The organism is Streptomyces flavovariabilis (assembly GCF_000725785.1).
Lineage (GTDB): Bacteria > Actinomycetota > Actinomycetes > Streptomycetales > Streptomycetaceae > Streptomyces > Streptomyces hawaiiensis.
This window is the reverse complement of record NZ_JNXD01000013.1, coordinates 122,919-139,516: the sequence shown is the minus strand read 5'-3', so window position 1 is coordinate 139,516 and position 16,598 is coordinate 122,919. Positions and strand designations below refer to the sequence as shown.

Sequence of the window (16,598 nt, the reverse complement as noted above, 5' to 3'; positions counted from 1 at the left end):
AGCCCGCGAGCCTGCGCGTCCCGGCCGACACCTATCCTGGAGTCGGTCGGACAGCGCGGTCCGCTCTGATTTCCTCCCGGATGTCCGATCCGTTTGCGGCCCCCGGCCGCCGCGAGACGCCGTCCGGGTTCCCCTCCCAGACGAGCTTCAACACTGCAAGGAGCCGCACCTGTGAGCAGTGCCGACGACCAGACCACCACGACGAGCAGCGAGCTGCGCGCCGACATCCGCCGCCTGGGCGACCTCCTCGGCGAGACCCTCGTCCGCCAAGAGGGCCCCGAGCTGCTGGAACTCGTCGAGAAGGTCCGCCGCCTCACCCGTGAGGACGGCGAGGCCGCCGCCGAACTGCTGCGCGGCACCGAACTCGACACCGCGGCCAAGCTGGTCCGCGCCTTCTCCACCTACTTCCACCTGGCCAACGTCACCGAGCAGGTCCACCGCGGCCGCGAGCTGCGCGCCCGCCGCGCCGCCGAAGGCGGACTCCTCGCCCGTACGGCCGACCGGCTCAAGGACGCCGACCCCGAGCACCTGCGCGAAACGGTCCGCAACCTCAACGTGCGCCCCGTCTTCACGGCCCACCCCACCGAAGCCGCACGCCGGTCCGTCCTGAACAAGCTCCGGCGCATCGCCGCGCTCCTGGAAACCCCGGTCATCGACTCCGACCGGCGCCGCCTCGACATCCGCCTCGCCGAGAACATCGACCTCGTCTGGCAGACCGACGAACTGCGCGTCGTCCGCCCCGAACCCGCCGACGAGGCCCGCAACGCCATCTACTACCTCGACGAACTCCACGCAGGCGCCGTCGGCGACGTCCTGGAGGACCTGACCGCCGAACTGGAACGGGCCGGGGTCAAGCTCCCCGACGACACCCGCCCCCTCACCTTCGGCACCTGGATCGGCGGCGACCGCGACGGCAACCCCAACGTCACCCCCCAGGTGACCTGGGACGTCCTCATCCTCCAGCACGAGCACGGCATCAACGACGCCCTGGAGACGATCGACGAACTCCGCGGCTTCCTGTCCAACTCCATCCGCTACGCCGGCGCCACCGAGGAACTGCTGACCTCCCTCCAGGCCGACCTGGAAAACCTTCCCGAGATCAGCCCCCGCTACAAGCGCCTCAACGCGGAAGAGCCCTACCGGCTCAAGGCCACCTGCATCCGGCAGAAGCTGGAGAACACCAAGAAGCGCCTCGCCGAGGGCACCCCGCGCGTGACGGGCCGCGACTACCTCGGCACCGGCGAGCTCCTCGCCGACCTGCGGATCATCCAGGCCTCCCTGCGCGAGCACCGCGGCGGCCTCTTCGCCGACGGCCGCCTCGCCCGCACCATCCGCACCCTCGCCGCCTTCGGCCTCCAGCTCGCCACCATGGACGTCCGCGAACACGCCGACGCCCACCACCACGCCCTCGGCCAGCTCTTCGACCGGCTCGGCGAGGAATCCTGGCGCTACGCCGACATGCCCCGCGACTACCGCGCCAAGCTCCTCGCCAAGGAACTCAGGTCCCGAAGGCCCCTCGCCCCCACCCCGGCACCCGTCGACGCCCCCGGCGAGAAGACCTTCGGCGTCTTCGGCACCGTCAAGCGCGCCCTGGAGGTCTTCGGACCCGAGGTCATCGAGTCCTACATCATCTCCATGTGCCGGGGCGCCGACGACGTCTTCGCCGCCGCCGTCCTCGCCCGCGAAGCCGGCCTCGTCGACCTGCACGCCGGCTGGGCCAAGATCGGCATCGTGCCGCTGCTCGAAACCACCGACGAGCTCAAGGCCGCCGACACCATCCTCGAGGACATGCTCTCCGACCCCTCCTACCGACGCCTCGTCGCCCTGCGCGGCGACGTCCAGGAGGTCATGCTCGGCTACTCCGACTCCTCCAAGTTCGGCGGCATCACCACCAGCCAGTGGGAGATCCACCGCGCCCAGCGCCGCCTGCGCGACGTCGCCCACCGCTACGGCGTACGCCTGCGCCTCTTCCACGGCCGCGGCGGCACCGTCGGCCGCGGCGGCGGCCCCACCCACGACGCCATCCTCGCCCAGCCCTGGGGCACCCTCGAAGGCGAGATCAAGGTCACCGAACAGGGCGAGGTCATCTCCGACAAGTACCTCATCCCGTCCCTGGCCCGGGAGAACCTCGAACTCACCGTCGCCGCCACCCTCCAGGCCTCCGCCCTGCACACCGCACCCCGCCAGTCCGACGAGGCCCTCGCCCGCTGGGACGCCGCCATGGACGTCGTCTCCGACGCCGCCCACGCCGCCTACCGCCGCCTCGTCGAGGACCCCGACCTGCCGACGTACTTCCTCGCGTCGACGCCGGTGGACCAGCTCGCCGACCTGCACCTGGGCTCCCGGCCCTCCCGCCGCCCCGGCTCCGGCGTCTCCCTCGACGGCCTGCGCGCCATCCCCTGGGTGTTCGGCTGGACCCAGTCCCGCCAGATCGTCCCCGGCTGGTTCGGCGTCGGCTCCGGCCTCAAGGCCCTGCGCGAAGCCGGCCTCGACACCGTCCTCGACGAGATGCACCAGCAGTGGCACTTCTTCCGCAACTTCATCTCCAACGTAGAGATGACCCTCGCCAAGACCGACCTGCGGATCGCCCAGCACTACGTCGACACCCTCGTCCCCGACGAACTCAAGCACGTCTTCGACACCATCAAGGCCGAACACGAACTCACCGTCCGCGAAGTCCTGCGCGTCACCGGCGAAGACGAACTCCTCGGCGGCGAACCCGTCCTGAAGCAGACCTTCGCCATCCGCGACGCCTACCTCGACCCCATCTCCTACCTCCAGGTCGCCCTGCTCAAGCGCCAGCGCGATGCGGCCGCCGCCGCCGAACAGGCCGACCCGCTCCTCGCCCGCGCCCTCCTCCTCACCGTCAACGGCGTGGCAGCCGGCCTGCGCAACACCGGCTGAACCACCCCGGACACGACCGTGCCCCCGAGCCCGTACAGGCTCGGGGGCACGGTCGTTCGTACGTCAGCCGCGGCCGGCCCGCCGGCGCCGGAGCACCAGGAAACCGCCCGCCGCCACCAGCGCAGCCGCGACACCCGACAGCACACCCACCGGGGCCCCGTTGCCCGTCTCGGCGAGGTCACCGTCCGTACCGCCCTGCGGGGACGGCGACGAGGACGCCGGCACACCCCCGCCCACCGACGAACTCGGGGACGCCGACGCACCCGGCTCACCCGACGGCGCCTCGGACGCCCCCGACGAGGACGACGGCGAAGCCGACCCGGACGGCGTCGCACCACCCGGCTCCTGCTCGTCCTCGCAGTCCGTCCAGAACACCTTGTGCTTGGCTGAGCCCTTCTCGCCCTCGAAGTTCCAGAACAGCTTGTAGTGCCCGTCGGGCAGCGACAGGTCCTCGCTGCGGCCGTGACCCTGGGCGTCCAGCGTCAGCGCACCGGACTCCACCGTCTCCCCCTTGTTCTCACTCGGGGGGATCGCGTCGATGTGCCAGTCGACCTGCTGACCACCGTCGAAACCGAAGGCATCCAGGTAGAACGTGCACACATGCGGCTCGTTGCGGCGCAGCTCCTCACCCGTCGAGGCGTCATGGATCTTCACCGTGCCGTTGTCACCGGGAGGCGTGGCGTGGGCGGCAGGAGCGAGCAGAAGGACCGCGGAAGCGGCGGCGCAGACAGCGCCGAAACGAGAGAGGGTTCGCATGGGCAGGTAGTCCATCTTCGAGAGGTGACCGGGAAGATGTGGAGGGGGCGGCTCAGCTTCCAGCCTCGCCCGTCGGCACGTCAATCACGAACACACAACGCTCGCCCCATCCACCGAAGGAGAGAACGCCCCAAACCCTCAGACGGTCACGAATGCCGCCGTCAGCAACGCCACACCCGACAACGCCATCACCCACGCCGCCCGCGTCCGCAGCAGACCACCCGCCACCACGACCGACGCCAGCAACAACGCACCACCCAGCGGAATCCACGCGTACAGCACACCCGCCGGACCCGAACGCACCGCGTCATCACTACCGGGCTTCAGGACCACCGTGTAGGTCCGGCCCCTCTCCACCGCGACCGACTTCTCCAGCACCACCCGCGCCCGCGGCTGCGAACCCTCCGACAACGGCGTGTACCGGCCCCAGCACGCCTCCGGGCCGCACCGCGTCACATCGACCGTGCCCCGCTCCCGGCCCTTCGTCAGCATCACGTGCTGCGCCGTACCCCACGACGCCCACACACCCGCGATCAGGATCAGCACCACCACCGTCCCCATCGCCGCGAACCGCCCGAACCGCAACATGGCGGCCGAGGCCTGACGAGAGGAGGCGGCAGTGGCAGGCATGGCCGGGATCATTGGCCATGCCTGAACGGCCCGTCAACTTCGGCGGGGGACAAGTCAGGAGTTGTACGTGCTTTGCGCCCGCTCCAGACCATCGATCACCAGACACTCCACCGCGTCCGCCGCCCGGTCCACGAAGTAGTCCAGCTCCTTGCGCTCCACCGACGCGAAATCCTTCAGCACGAAATCCGCCACCGGCATCCGCCCCGGCGGCCGCCCGATCCCGAACCGCACCCGGTGGTACTCCGCACCGAACGCCTTCGTCATCGACTTCAACCCGTTGTGCCCGTTGTCCCCGCCGCCCAGCTTCAGCCGCAACGCCCCATAATCGATGTCCAACTCGTCATGAATCGCCACCACATGGTCCACCGGCACCTTGTAGAAATCCCGCAGCGCATTCACCGGCCCACCCGACAGATTCATGAACGACATCGGCTTCGCCAGAACCACCCGCCGGTTCGACGGCCCCGGCGGCCCGATCCGGCCCTCCACGACCTGCGCCTGCGCCCGCCCGGCCCGCTTGAACCTCCCCCCGACCCGGTCCGCCAGCAGATCGGCCACCATGAAACCCACGTTGTGCCGGTTCCCCGCGTACTCCGGCCCCGGATTGCCCAGCCCCACGATCAACCAGGGAGCGGCATCGGTCGTCACGTCCATGTCCCTTCATACGCGACGGCCGCTGCCCCGCACGGGAACAGCGGCCGACGAAACGACGACGAGGAGGATCAGGCCTCAGCGGCCTCTTCGCCCCCGGCCTCTTCACCCTCAGCGGCCTCCTCGGCCTGCGCGGCCAGGACCTGAAGGACGACGGTGTCCTCCTCGACGTCCAGCGTCGTGCCCTTCGGCAGCGGGATGTCCTTGGCGAGGATGGAGTCACCGGCCGTCAGACCCTCGACGGAGACGGTCACCGACTCCGGGATGTGCGTCGCCTCGGCCACCACCGGAAGCGCGTTCAGCACGTGCTCCAGCAGGTTGCCGCCCGGGGCCAGCTCACCCTCGGTGTGCACGTAGATCTCGACGTTGACCTGCTCGCCACGCTTCACCAGCTGCAGGTCCACGTGCTCCAGGAAGCCCTTCAGCGGGTCACGCTGCACGGACTTCGGAATCGCCAGCTCGTTCGTCTTGCCGTCGATGTCCAGCGCGATCAGCACGTTCGGCGTACGCAGCGCCATCAGCAGGTCGTGACCCGGCAGGGTCAGGTGCACCGGGTCCGAACCGTGCCCGTACAGGACACCCGGAACCTTGTCTTCACGACGGATACGGCGCGCGGCACCCTTGCCGAACTCGGTGCGCGTCGCGGCGGAGATCTTCACCTCGGACATAATCACTCCTCGAAGTCAGAAACGGACGTGGTCACCCGGCCACGAACGGCCTGCTACGAAGAGCGCGTCGATAACGGACAGCCGCATCCCGAAACGGGAACGGCCTCCCTCGCCGAGCAACTGCAGCAGTCTACTCGGCCCAGGAGGCCACGCCCAAAACGATCTCTACTGGTCGTCGAACAGGCTCGTCACCGAACCGTCCTCGAACACCTCACGCACCGCATTCGCGATCGTCGGCGCGATCGACAGCACCGAAATCTTGTCCAGGTCCCCGCTCAGCTCACCCGGCGTCGGCAACGTGTTCGTGAACACGAACTCACTCACCCGCGAGTTCTTCAGCCGGTCGCTCGCCGGGCCCGACAGCACACCGTGCGTCGCCGTCACGATCACGTCCTCCGCACCGTGCGCGAACAACGCGTCCGCCGCGGCACAGATCGTCCCACCCGTGTCGATCATGTCGTCCACCAGGACACACACGCGACCCTTCACCTCACCCACGACCTCGTGGACGGTGACCTGGTTCGCCACATCCTTGTCACGCCGCTTGTGCACGATCGCCAGCGGCGCGCCCAGCCGGTCACACCAGCGGTCCGCGACCCGCACCCGGCCCGCATCCGGAGACACGACCGTCAGCTTCTCCCGCTCCACCTTCCGGCCCACGTAGTCCGCCAGCAGCGGCAACGCGAACAGGTGGTCCACCGGACCGTCGAAGAAGCCCTGGATCTGGTCCGTGTGCAGATCCACGGTCAGAAGCCGGTCCGCACCCGCGGTCTTCATCATGTCCGCGATCAGACGCGCCGAAATCGGTTCACGTCCCCGGTGCTTCTTGTCCTGCCGCGCGTAACCGTAGAACGGCACGATGACCGTGATGGAGCGGGCCGACGCACGCTTCAGCGCGTCGATCATGATCAACTGCTCCATGATCCACTTGTTGATCGGAGCCGTGTGGCTCTGGATCAGGAAACAGTCGGCACCACGCGCCGACTCCTGATAACGCACATAGATCTCACCGTTCGCGAAGTCGAAGGCCTTCGTCGGGACAACCCCGACACCCAACTGCTGGGCGACCTCCTCCGCAAGCTCGGGGTGGGCGCGGCCGGAGAAGAACATCAACTTCTTCTCGCCGGTCGTCTTGATCCCGGTCACAGCACTGTCTCCTCAGAGGTGTCGCAGCTGGGTGTCGAGAGACCTCGCAGCCGGCTTGCCGGAGGCCGTCTCAGCTGGTGGGGGTGCGGGTGTGCACTTATCACCGTACGCCGTGTTCCAGGCATCGGTTTCCGGTCAGCCCTCACCGGCCGACTCCCGGGACGCCGCCTCCGCCGCCTTCGCGGCCGCGCTCCCCGGACGCTTCCGAGCCACCCAACCCTCGATATTCCGCTGCTGACCACGGGCCACGGCCAGCGAACCGGGCGGCACATCCTTCGTGATCACCGACCCGGCAGCGGTGTACGCACCGTCCCCCACCGTGACAGGCGCCACAAACATGTTGTCCGAGCCCGTCCGACAGTGCGAACCGATCGTCGTGTGGTGCTTCTCCTGCCCGTCGTAGTTCACGAACACGCTCGCAGCACCGATATTGGTCTGCTCCCCGATCGTCGCGTCACCCACATAGGACAGGTGAGGCACCTTCGTCCCATCCCCGATCGACGCGTTCTTCGTCTCCACGTACGTACCGATCTTGCCCTTCGCACCGAGCCGCGTCCCCGGACGCAGATACGCGTACGGCCCCACCGTCGCGTCCGGCCCGACCTCGGCGCCCGCGGCCACGGTGTTGTCGACCCGCGCACCCGCACCCACCCGGGTGTCGGTCAGCCGGCAGTTCGGCCCGACCTCGGCACCCGCCGCCAGATGCGTCGCGCCCTGCAACTGCGTGCCCGGGTGCACGACGGCGTCCTGCTCGAACGTGACCGTCACATCGACCCAGGTGGTGGCCGGGTCGATGACGGTCACACCGCCGAGCATCGCCTCGGTCAGCAACCGGTCGTTCAGGATCCGGCGGGCCTCCGACAGCTGCACACGGTTGTTGATCCCGGCGATCTCACGGTGATCACTGGCCACCGACGCCCCCACCCGATGCCCCGCCTCGCGCAGAATCCCGAGCACATCGGTCAGGTACTCCTCGCCCTGACTGTTGTCCGTCCGCACCTTCTTCAACGCGTCCGACAGCAACTGCCCGTCGAACGCGAACACACCCGAATTGATCTCACGGATCGACCGCTGGGCGTCGGTGGCGTCCTTGTGCTCGACGATCGCGGTAACGGCTCCGGAGGCTTCGTCACGGACGATCCGCCCGTACCCCGTCGCGTCCGGCACCTCGGCGGTCAGCACCGTGACCGCGTTGCCGTCCGCGGAGTGCGTGGCGGCCAGAGCCTGGAGGGTCGCACCCGTCAGCAGGGGCGTATCACCGCACACGACCACGACGGTCCCCTCGACGGACCCGCCGAGCTCCTCCAGCCCCATCCGCACGGCATGCCCCGTACCGTTCTGCTCCGCCTGCACGGCGGTGCGGACCTCGGGGGCGATGTCGCCGAGATGGGCGGTGACCTTCTCACGGGCGTGGCCGACCACGACGACCAGATGCTCGGGCTGCAGCTCGCCCGCGGCCGCGAGCACGTGACCGACGAGACTGCGGCCGCAGAGCTCATGCAGGACCTTGGGTGTGGCCGACTTCATACGGGTGCCCTCACCCGCTGCGAGAACGACGACGGCTGCCGGGCGGTTGGCGCTCACGGGATGCCCTTCGGCTGTGGATGGGGTGGGGTGACATCCGCAGGATACCGGGGGGTTTTGTGGGGGGTGTGGGTGTGGGGCCTGACCGGCATTGGCATCAGCCAGGACCCGAACCGAGTGTGTGCTCCCCTGCCAGGACTCGAACCTGGAACAAATCATCCAAAGTGACCCGTGTTGCCGATTACACCACAGGGGACCATGAACCCGGCTAATCGGGCATCTCGCCGATTGGCTGGGTGGCTCCCAACACTATGCCGTACCAAGAGCCTTCGATGCGACGGTACAGGTCGGCGCTCTTGCGGACCTTGATCGCAAGGCATCCCCGATATGAGTCGCCGGTGTTCTTGCGGACCGTCTTGGGGTTGTGTCTCTTGAGTGTCGTCTTGTAGAACGCGGAGCGATCGGCGCCGACGAGCTCGGCCCAGTACTGTTCGGCGCCCGGGATGTCGGCGGTCTCGTGGATCATCACCGTGAACCGGATGCTCTCTCGCTCCACGCCCAGCAGATCGAGCCAGGCCAGGAAGACCCGGATCATGCCGGGGTCGCTGTTGACGAAGCAGACGCTCTCGCGGCGGTCGTAGGGCTTGTCCTTGCTGCCCTCCGCCCAGTACAGGCCGACGCCCAAGAGAAGCAGCTCGCGCGGCGACAGTGCGCCGACAGCCTGCTTGGCCGCATCCTTGGTCCGTCGCCGCTCCTCGTCACGCAGGCGCATGGTGGCTTCCCAGCCCCGCCTCGCGATTGCTGACGCCTCCTCGGAGGTTCGCTTGCGCTCCGGCTTCGGAAGATCCCGCACCCACAGCGAGATCGAACTCTTCGAGCACCCGAGCTCCACCTGGATCTGGTCGTACGTCCAGCCCTGGAGTCGGAGTTCCCTCGCCTTCTCCCTCAGGTCGTCCTTCGCGTTCGGGCGCTTCGTCCAGTCCGGGGGCGGTTCGCCCTCCAGCAGGCGGTTGAGGATGTCGTTGTTGTCGACGTGGAGGCGGTCGCGGATCTGCCGGCGGCTGAGGCCTGCGCGCCGCAGCGCCACCGCCCGTTCCCGCAGTCCCTCGAAGTCCGCGTACTTGCCAGGTGCATGTGTCATACGCATACCGTCCGGGCGGAATGCTGGCTTCCGGGGTCGAACGGTGAGCGATTCAGCAGTTCGAGGGATATCGGGTGGTATCGCAGCCGAACGGTCACGGAGTGTGGTGTAGGCCAGTCCGGGAAATGCACCGGAAAACCGGCGGTGGCCGCCCGTAGGCTGGGAAGCATGACCGCGACGGGGGAAGAGCATGTGACGGCCCGGGGAGGGCCGTGGTGGTGGGCCAGGCGGCGTAGTGCCGTGTTCGATGTGAGCCTGGCGGTGGTGTCCGCGCTGGAGTGCGGGCTGGAAGGCATTCCGTTCGCCAGGGATGCCGGCGTTCCGGTGGCGGTGGGGGTCGTCTTCGGGGTGCTGGCCGGTTCCGTGCTGGTGGTGCGGCGGCGGTGGCCGATCGCCGTGGTGCTGGTGTCGATCGCCATCACGCCGGCCGAGATGGGCTTTCTGATGGGCGTCGTCGGCCTGTACACGCTGGCCGCGGCGGAGCTGCCGCGGCGGATCGTCGCCTCGCTGGCGGGGATGTCGCTGGTGGGGACGCTGATCGTGACGTTCGTGAAGACGCGGCAGGACATGTCGCGGGGGAACTTGGACATAGGGGACTGGTTCGTGCCCTTCGCGGCGATCACGATGTCGCTGGGCTTCACGGCGCCTCCGGTGCTGCTGGGTCTGTATGTGGGGGCGCGGCGGCGGTTGATGGAGAGTCTGCGGGAGCGGGCGGACAGTTTGGAGCGGGAGCTTCAGTTGCTCGCGGAGCGGGCGGAGGAGCGGGCTGAGTGGGCCCGGAACGAGGAGCGGACGCGGATCGCGCGGGAGATGCACGATGTGGTCGCTCATCGGGTGAGTCTGATGGTGGTGCATGCCGCGGCTCTGCAGGCGGTGGCCCGGAAGGATCCGGAGAAGGCGGTCCGGAATGCCGCGCTGGTGGGGGACATGGGGCGGCAGGCGCTGACGGAGTTGCGGGAGATGCTCGGGGTGCTGCGCAGCGGTGGTGACGTGCGGCGTGAACGTGCGGCGTCGGTGCCGTTGGCGGCGGTGGGGGTGGCCGCGGCTGCGGCGGCTTCGCGCGCGGCGGATGACGAGGGGCCGTGTCTGGCGGAGATCGAGGAGCTGCTGGGGCAGTCGGCTGCCGCGGGGATGGTGGTGGCGTTGTCGGTGGAGGGGGATGTCCGGTCGTATGCGCCCGTGGTGGAGCAGACGGCGTTTCGGGTGGTGCAGGAGGCGTTGACGAACGTCCATAAGCATGCGGCCGGGGCGAAGACGTATGTGCGGTTGGCGCATCGGGTGTCGGAGATCGCGCTGCAGGTGGAGAACGAGCCGCCTGAGGAGGCGGGGGCGTCGGCGCGGTTGCCGTCCGGGGGGAACGGGCTGGTGGGGATGAAGGAGCGGGTCTCGGCGCTGGGTGGGGTGTTTGTGTCGGGGCCGACGGATGTGGGGGGTTTCCGGGTGTCGGCGGTGATTCCGGCGTCGTAGGCCGTCTGCTGGGGCCTGGGGCCTGGGGCCTGGGGCCTGGGGCCTGGGGCCTGGGGCCTGGGGCCTGGGGTGGGGTCCGTGGTCAGGCCGTGGTGAGGCGTACGGGTTCGGTGCCGGCGATGAGGGTGGCGAGGGCTTGGTCGATGTCGTGGCCGAGGTACCAGTCGCCGGTGTGGTCGAGGGTGTAGACGCGGCCGTCGGTGTCGATGGCGAGGAGGGCCTGGCTGTCGGTTTCGGTGCCGAGGGGGCAGACGTCGGTGTCGAGGGCGCGGCCGAGGTCGGCGAGGGTGCGGGCCATGTGGAGGCCGTGCAGTGGGTCGAGGTGGAGGTTGGCGGGGGCGACCTGGCGGCCGGGGCCGGTGGGGGTGATGTGGAGTCCGCCGAATTCGGCCCAGGCCTCGACGGCGGCGGGGAAGACGGTGTGGCGGTGGCCCGCGGGGGAGGCGTGGTCGCGTAGGGCGTCGGCCCAGATCTCGGCTTGTTTGATGTCCCAGCGTCCGGGTTGCCAGCCGGCGGCGCGCAGGGCGGCGTCGACGGGGACGGCGAAGCGGGTGGTGGAGGTGCGGTCGGTGTGCATCTGCCCTTCGTCTCGTCGAGGTCCTGGTGTGGCGCGTGGGCGTGCGTGTGCCGGGGCGTGGGGCCGGCCCGTGCGGGGGTGGGGGTGTGGGGGGCGTCAGCCGTTTTGGGACGCGGGGTCGACTATGCGGACGCCGAAGTGGGCGCTGAGTGCGGTGCAGGCGCGGCAGGGGGTGGCGAAGCTGCCGTGGAGGGGGTCGCCGTCCTCGCGGATGCGTCGGGCGGTGAGTTTGGCCTGTTTGAGTGCTTTGCGTGCTTCGCCGTTGGTCATGGGTTTGCGTGCGGCGCGTTTGCTGCGGGCGGTGTCGGCTGCGGCGATGTGGCGGGAGATGAGGATGGTTTCGGCGCAGCGGCCGGTGAAGCGGTCGCGTTGGGTGCTGGTGAGGGTGTCCAGGAAGTCCTGGACGAGGGGGTGCAGGGCGGGGGGTGTGTCGCCGCGGGCGGCGGTGCCGGTGAGGGTGGTGCCGCGGACGGAGAGGGCGGCGGCGACGGTGGGGAGGATGCCGTCGCGGCGGTGCCGGAGGGCCGGGGTGTGTGCGGCTTCGGTGGCGCTCCAGCCGATGCGGGGGTCGCCGCTTCGGGGGTCGGCGGTTCGTGGGTCGCCGGCCAGGGGGCCGGTGTCGCGGGTGGCGCCTCTGGGATCGCCGTTTCGTGGGTCGGCGGACCTGCCGGTGTGTGGTCCCGTCTGCGTGGCGTTCATGATCGTCTTCCCCTCCGTGCAGCCCCCCGGGGGTCACAGACTGCCAAATGCCGTGGCTGCTGCGGAAGCTGGGGCGCGGCGACACGCCCGGAGCGGGGCGTGCCGTCACGGTGGGGTGACGCCTGGTCACGGATGCGGAGGGGGTGTCGGCCGGTGCCGGTGACCGGTGTCGTCGTACCGCATAGGCTGTCGGCACCGCGGGCGATGCGGTGATCCGTTCGGGGCTCGATGCAGTGAACCGGAGGGTGATCCGCGGGTCGGCGTGCAGTGACAGTCGATACGGGTCGTAGTGCGCCAAGGGTGGTCAATACGGGTCGTACAGAGTGCCGCAGGGGGCAACCGCCATGACGACAGGTCGGCTCGGGGAGCGAGCCGCGCCGCCGAACGCGGCCTACGCCGGGCAGGTCGTGCATTTCCCGGATCCGGTCCGGGCTGCGCGTCACCCGAGAGGGGTACGGGTCGACGAGCATGGTTACCCCGACTTCTCGGCTTACGCGCGTGCGGCCGCGGAGATCGCGGAGCCGCCGGAGGGCTTCGGCGTCGACGAGTTGCGGCTGACGGACTATGTGTCGGCGAACACGGCGTTGTCGGCGTCCGGGCACGAGCTGTGGGACACGGTGCCGGCGGTGGCGACGCCGCACGGCTGGACGTGGCACCACGTGGTGGGGACGCGGCGGCTGGAGCTGGTCCCGGTCGAGGTGAAGGCGCTGCTGAGGCATCACGGGGGTGTGGCGACGTCGGGTGTCGACCACTCCAAGCGGGGCACGCGGCCGTTGCAGGAGACGCGTCCGGCGCACTTCGGGCTGCCGAAGTCGGGTGTCGCGGTGACCGAGTCGCAGGTGCAGGGCGTCGAGGAGGACCTCGGCTACCGGCTGCCGGGCGCGTACCGGTCGTTCCTGAAGGCGGCGGGTGGCTGTGCGCCGGTGGGCGCCGTGCTGGACGCGGAGCTCGGGCTGCTGGTGGACCAGCCGTTCTTCACGGTGCGCGACGAGGCCGCGGTCAATGACCTGGTGTACGTCAACAAGTGTCTGCGTGACCATCTGACCAAGGACTATCTGGGGATTTCTTTCGTGCAGGGCGGATTGCTCGCCGTGAAGGTGAAGGGCGAGCGGATCGGTTCGGTGTGGTTCTGCGCGTACGACGACGCGCGGGACGTGGATCCCTCGGTGCCGCCGGCGGAGCGGGTGGAGCGGCTGCTGCTGCCGTGCGGGGACGATTTCGATGTCTTCCTGTCGCGGCTGGCGGGCAATCCGCCGGAGTTGGAGACGGTGGCGAATCTGATGGTGGACGGCGGGTTCGCGCGTGTGGTGCCGGTGGGCGCGGTGTCGTCCTCGGCCGTGGGGGAGTGACGTCAGCGATGGTGACCTACGCGCAGGCGCAGGAGCGCGCGGAAGAGTGGATCAACGGGGATCTGCCGTCGTACCAGCATCGTGAGGTGCGGGTGCGGGAGTTCGATCTCGGGTTCGTGGTGTGGGCCGAGGACCGGGCGGACGGGCCGCGTTCCGACGGCGGTGCGCAGCGCCTGGTGATCGCCCGGGACAGTGGCGAGGCGACGTTGTGGCCGGGGCTGCCGGTGGGTGAGGTGATCCGCCGGTACGAGGAGGAGTACGGCCGTCCGGACGCGGTGGACGAGCCGGCATCGGCGGCGCCCGCCGCGCGGGTGGATCTGAATCAGACGTCTTTCCTGCTGACTCCGCCGGAGTGGTTGCAGGACGCGGCGGACAAGCTGGGGATTCCGGACCGGCGGGGTGCGGGTGCGGGGGCTGGTGCTCCGTCGGCTGCTGCCGGTGAGCCGGGTTCGGCCGGTGATCCGGCTGCCGCTTCGTCGGCCGGCGGCCCGGCCACCCCCGAGCGGGGCGCGCCTGCCGCGCCGGGGAGTGGTGCGGCGTGGCCTGCGGCCGGGGGCGGTGACTTCGAAGCTGACGCGGGTGCTTCCGGGGCCGCGGTGGCGCCGGGTGTGCCTGCCGGGGCGACGCCCTGGGCGGGTACGGACACCAACGGCGATGCCGGTGACGACCGTTCCGTACCGCTGCCCGCGACGGTCTTCGCGCCGCCGCTGAGCGAGGCCGACGGCGTCACGCCGCCGCCTTCGGTGACCCCTGACGCCCAGACGGCTCTGATGTCGGGCGGCAGCCGGCTCCCTCCGACGGCGGTGACGCCGGCGGTGGACGGTCCGAACGCCCCGGGCTCCGGCCCTGCGGGCGGCCAGGGATACGGCTATCCCTCGGGGCCGGTCACCGCGCCAGGCGTGCCGGGGACGCCGCCCGGTGGGGTGCCGCAGGGCAGCACGCCTCCGCCCGGGCCGGGCGGGCAGCCGTACGGGTATCCGCAGAATGCGCAGAGTCCGCAGGTCCCGCCGGGGAGCACGCCGCCGCCCGGGGCGGGCGGGGCGACGTACGGGTATCCGCAGGGGGCGGGCGGTGACGCCGCGGGTTCCGCCGGTTCCGCTGGTCCTGCCGGTCCCGGCGGGGTGCCGAGGCCGCCGGCCGGGCCGGGGGCGCCGGAGCGGCCTCTCGCGCCCAACGCCGGGGACATCGCCGACGCCGCGACCAGCAAGGCGGCTCCGCCGCCGGGCCGTGGGCGGAACGCGGGCCCGACCACGCCGCCCCCACCGGGCGCTCCGGGTACGCCGGGTGCGCGGCCGGGCAGTACGCCCCCGCCGTCCGGGCCCGGGGCTCCGGGGACTCCGGCGGGTGGCTATGTGCCTACACAGCTTGTGTCGGCGCTCGGTCCTGACGGGCCGGGAGGCCCGCAAGGGCCCGGTTCCGCGGGTCCCGGTGCGCCCGGTGGCCCGGGGGGTCCTGCCGGTGCCGGGTCTCCGCAGGGTCCGGGTGCGCCGCTGCCTCCGCAGCAACCGCCGGGTGCTCCGCATGCGCCTGGCGCGCCGCAGCCGCCTGGTCCGCCGCAGGCGCCCGGTGCCCCTGGTGGTACGCCTCCGGGGGGTGTCCACCATGCCGCCACGATGCTGGCCGACCCCGGCCGGATGGGCCCGGGCACGCCCCAGCCTCCGCAGCCGCCGGGGCCTCCGGGAGCGCCCGGTACGCCGCATCCGCCTGGTCCCCCCGGCGCGCCGCAGCCTCCCGGTCCTCCTGGCGCTCCCGGTGGCCCGGGTCCCGTGCATCACGCGGAGACCATGCTGGCCGCGCCTCCGCCGGGTGGCCCCGGTGTGCCTCCGCCGCCGCAGGCCCCCGGCGCACCACCCGCCGCCCCGGGTGCCCCCGGCGTGCCCGGGCCCGGTGGGCCGGGGCCCGTGCCGCACGGCGCGGTGCCGGGTGCGATGCCTCCTGGCATGCCGCCCGGCGCGATGCCCCCGGGTGCGATGCCGCCGCCGGGCCGGCCCGGCCCCGGGCAGCCGCCGGCGTACGGCTATCCGCAGCAGCCCGCCGGTCAGCCGACCGTGGGCCCCGGCTACCAGGCCGTGCTGCGCTACCGCGCGCAGGACGGTTCCGAGCAGCAGCTGATCCGGCGTTCGGCGCCGGGCACGCCGCATCCGGAGTGGCAGATCTTCCACGAGCTGCGGGCCATGAACGTGCCCCCGGACCAGGTGCTGGAGCTGCACACCGAGCTGGAGTCGTGCGAGCTGCCGGGTGCGTACTGCGCGCGGATGATCCGGGAGCAGTGGCCGCAGGCGCGCATCACGAGCATCGCGCCGTACGGTACGGACCACGCGAGCCGGCAGCAGGGCATGCAGCAGTTGCTGGCCCACCAGGGTGAGTTGCACCAGGTGGCGGACGGCCCGGCGCGTCCGGCTCCGGTGCGCGCTCCGTTGCCGCCGGTGCAGGCAATGGCGCCGATCCCGCCGGAGGCCATCGGGCAGGAGCTGGGGGCCGCGTTCGGGCCGGGTGTGTTCCGGTTCGAGCAGGCCGCCGTGTCGCGGCAGGGGGTGCCGCCGGTGGTGGCGCACACGCTGGTGGCGGCCGGACTGCCGACGGACATGGGCCCGTTCTTCTGGGCACAGGCCCAGCCGGGGCGGCCCGTTCCGACGCTGGCGGAACTGGCGGCCGAGCGCGGTGTGCAGCCGGCCTCGGACGCGGGTTCGTATCTGGTGATGGGCAGCGACTTCGGCAAGGCGATCTGCGTGCAGTACGGCACGGCGAACATCGTCGCCGTGCCGGTGGAGGCCGGGCCGGGCGGGGCGCCGGTGCCGCCGCAGTTCGTGAACACCGGGCTGCCGGAGTTCGCGCGCTGCCTGGCGCTGCTCGGGCGGATGTGGCGGCTCCGGTTCGGGCTGAACCAGGAGCAGGCGGGCCGCTGGACCGTCGACTTCCAGGCGCAGCTGGCCGCGCTCGACCCGGCGGCGCTGGGCTCGCCGGAGAGCTGGTGGTCGGTGCTGCTGGAGCAGATGTGGGACGGGCTGCTGTGAGGCGTCGCCGCTGACGTGCCAAAAGGAGCCGGGTTCGGTCGCTCGTGGGACCGGGCCCGGCTCTTTCCTGTC

13 protein-coding genes and 1 tRNA gene are annotated in these 16,598 nt (G+C 70.9%); 4 read left to right on the top strand and 10 right to left on the bottom strand.

Translation table 11 applies throughout. The features are described 5' to 3' along the window. Positions 1–171 precede the first annotated feature (171 nt). Complete coding sequence (gene ppc / locus IO24_RS0123875; RefSeq protein ID WP_031138646.1) at positions 172–2,904, top strand: phosphoenolpyruvate carboxylase; 2,733 nt, start codon at positions 172–174, stop codon at positions 2,902–2,904. 63 nt (positions 2,905–2,967) lie between these two features. On the opposite strand, the gene IO24_RS0123870 is transcribed toward ppc, so the two are convergent. From IO24_RS0123870 to IO24_RS0123835, 8 genes are all read right to left on the bottom strand, one after another. Beyond that, positions 2,968–3,660 carry an LPXTG cell wall anchor domain-containing protein gene (locus IO24_RS0123870; RefSeq protein WP_031138645.1) on the bottom strand — a complete coding sequence of 231 codons (693 nt, stop codon included), beginning with the start codon at positions 3,658–3,660 and terminating at the stop codon, positions 2,968–2,970. Positions 3,661–3,798: 138 nt separating this feature from the next. Continuing rightward, positions 3,799–4,290 (bottom strand): hypothetical protein, encoded by a 492-nt coding sequence (locus IO24_RS0123865; RefSeq protein WP_031138642.1) that lies wholly within the window; start codon positions 4,288–4,290, stop codon positions 3,799–3,801. Positions 4,291–4,344: 54 nt separating this feature from the next. Next, a complete protein-coding gene (gene pth, locus IO24_RS0123860) occupies positions 4,345–4,944 on the bottom strand; it encodes an aminoacyl-tRNA hydrolase (protein ID WP_031138640.1) in 600 nt (199 codons plus the stop codon). A gap of 68 nt (positions 4,945–5,012) precedes the next feature. Then, complete coding sequence (locus tag IO24_RS0123855) at positions 5,013–5,609, bottom strand: 50S ribosomal protein L25/general stress protein Ctc (RefSeq protein ID WP_031138638.1); 597 nt, start codon at positions 5,607–5,609, stop codon at positions 5,013–5,015. A gap of 165 nt (positions 5,610–5,774) precedes the next feature. After that, complete coding sequence (locus IO24_RS0123850; RefSeq protein ID WP_031138636.1) at positions 5,775–6,755, bottom strand: ribose-phosphate diphosphokinase; 981 nt, start codon at positions 6,753–6,755, stop codon at positions 5,775–5,777. A 135-nt stretch (positions 6,756–6,890) separates the two neighbouring features. Beyond that, complete coding sequence (gene glmU, locus IO24_RS0123845) at positions 6,891–8,339, bottom strand: bifunctional UDP-N-acetylglucosamine diphosphorylase/glucosamine-1-phosphate N-acetyltransferase GlmU (RefSeq protein ID WP_078899320.1); 1,449 nt, start codon at positions 8,337–8,339, stop codon at positions 6,891–6,893. A 124-nt stretch (positions 8,340–8,463) separates the two neighbouring features. Further along, positions 8,464–8,535 (bottom strand) — tRNA-Gln (locus IO24_RS0123840). 12 nt (positions 8,536–8,547) lie between these two features. Beyond that, entirely contained in the window at positions 8,548–9,420 is an 873-nt protein-coding gene (locus IO24_RS0123835) for a hypothetical protein (protein WP_031138632.1), read from the bottom strand. A gap of 168 nt (positions 9,421–9,588) precedes the next feature. Here IO24_RS0123835 and IO24_RS0123830 point away from each other — a divergent pair, with 168 nt between their 5' ends. After that, entirely contained in the window at positions 9,589–10,887 is a 1,299-nt protein-coding gene (locus tag IO24_RS0123830; protein ID WP_031138630.1) for a sensor histidine kinase, read from the top strand. An 82-nt stretch (positions 10,888–10,969) separates the two neighbouring features. On the opposite strand, the gene IO24_RS0123825 is transcribed toward IO24_RS0123830, so the two are convergent. Together IO24_RS0123825 and IO24_RS0123820 are read right to left on the bottom strand one after the other, a co-directional pair. Beyond that, complete coding sequence (locus IO24_RS0123825; protein WP_031138628.1) at positions 10,970–11,464, bottom strand: SUKH-3 domain-containing protein; 495 nt, start codon at positions 11,462–11,464, stop codon at positions 10,970–10,972. 96 nt (positions 11,465–11,560) lie between these two features. Then, positions 11,561–12,163: a YwqJ-related putative deaminase gene (locus IO24_RS0123820; RefSeq protein ID WP_031138626.1), complete on the bottom strand. Its 603-nt coding sequence runs from the start codon at positions 12,161–12,163 to the stop codon at positions 11,561–11,563. Positions 12,164–12,507: 344 nt separating this feature from the next. Between IO24_RS0123820 and IO24_RS0123815 the strand changes: the two genes are divergently transcribed. Beyond that, on the top strand, positions 12,508–13,512 hold the full coding sequence (locus IO24_RS0123815; RefSeq protein WP_031138624.1) for an SMI1/KNR4 family protein: 1,005 nt from the start codon (positions 12,508–12,510) through the stop codon (positions 13,510–13,512). Between the two features lie 8 nt (positions 13,513–13,520). Beyond that, positions 13,521–16,526, top strand: coding sequence for an SUKH-4 family immunity protein (locus IO24_RS43325; RefSeq protein WP_078899321.1), 3,006 nt, complete (start codon positions 13,521–13,523; stop codon positions 16,524–16,526). Positions 16,527–16,598 lie beyond the last annotated feature (72 nt).

Bases quoted from the DNA above. Each gene is read 5' to 3' on its own strand.
- IO24_RS0123870 (WP_031138645.1), bottom strand. From the start codon at position 3,660: ATGCGAACCCTCTCTCGTTTCGGCGCTGTCTGCGCCGCCGCTTCCGCG.
- IO24_RS0123865 (WP_031138642.1), bottom strand. From the start codon at position 4,290: ATGCCTGCCACTGCCGCCTCCTCTCGTCAGGCCTCGGCCGCCATGTTG.
- pth (WP_031138640.1), bottom strand. From the start codon at position 4,944: ATGGACGTGACGACCGATGCCGCTCCCTGGTTGATCGTGGGGCTGGGC.
- IO24_RS0123855 (WP_031138638.1), bottom strand. From the start codon at position 5,609: ATGTCCGAGGTGAAGATCTCCGCCGCGACGCGCACCGAGTTCGGCAAG.
- IO24_RS0123835 (WP_031138632.1), bottom strand. From the start codon at position 9,420: ATGACACATGCACCTGGCAAGTACGCGGACTTCGAGGGACTGCGGGAA.
- IO24_RS0123830 (WP_031138630.1), top strand. From the start codon at position 9,589: ATGACCGCGACGGGGGAAGAGCATGTGACGGCCCGGGGAGGGCCGTGG.
- IO24_RS0123825 (WP_031138628.1), bottom strand. From the start codon at position 11,464: ATGCACACCGACCGCACCTCCACCACCCGCTTCGCCGTCCCCGTCGAC.
- IO24_RS0123820 (WP_031138626.1), bottom strand. From the start codon at position 12,163: ATGAACGCCACGCAGACGGGACCACACACCGGCAGGTCCGCCGACCCA.
- IO24_RS0123815 (WP_031138624.1), top strand. From the start codon at position 12,508: ATGACGACAGGTCGGCTCGGGGAGCGAGCCGCGCCGCCGAACGCGGCC.
- IO24_RS43325 (WP_078899321.1), top strand. From the start codon at position 13,521: ATGGTGACCTACGCGCAGGCGCAGGAGCGCGCGGAAGAGTGGATCAAC.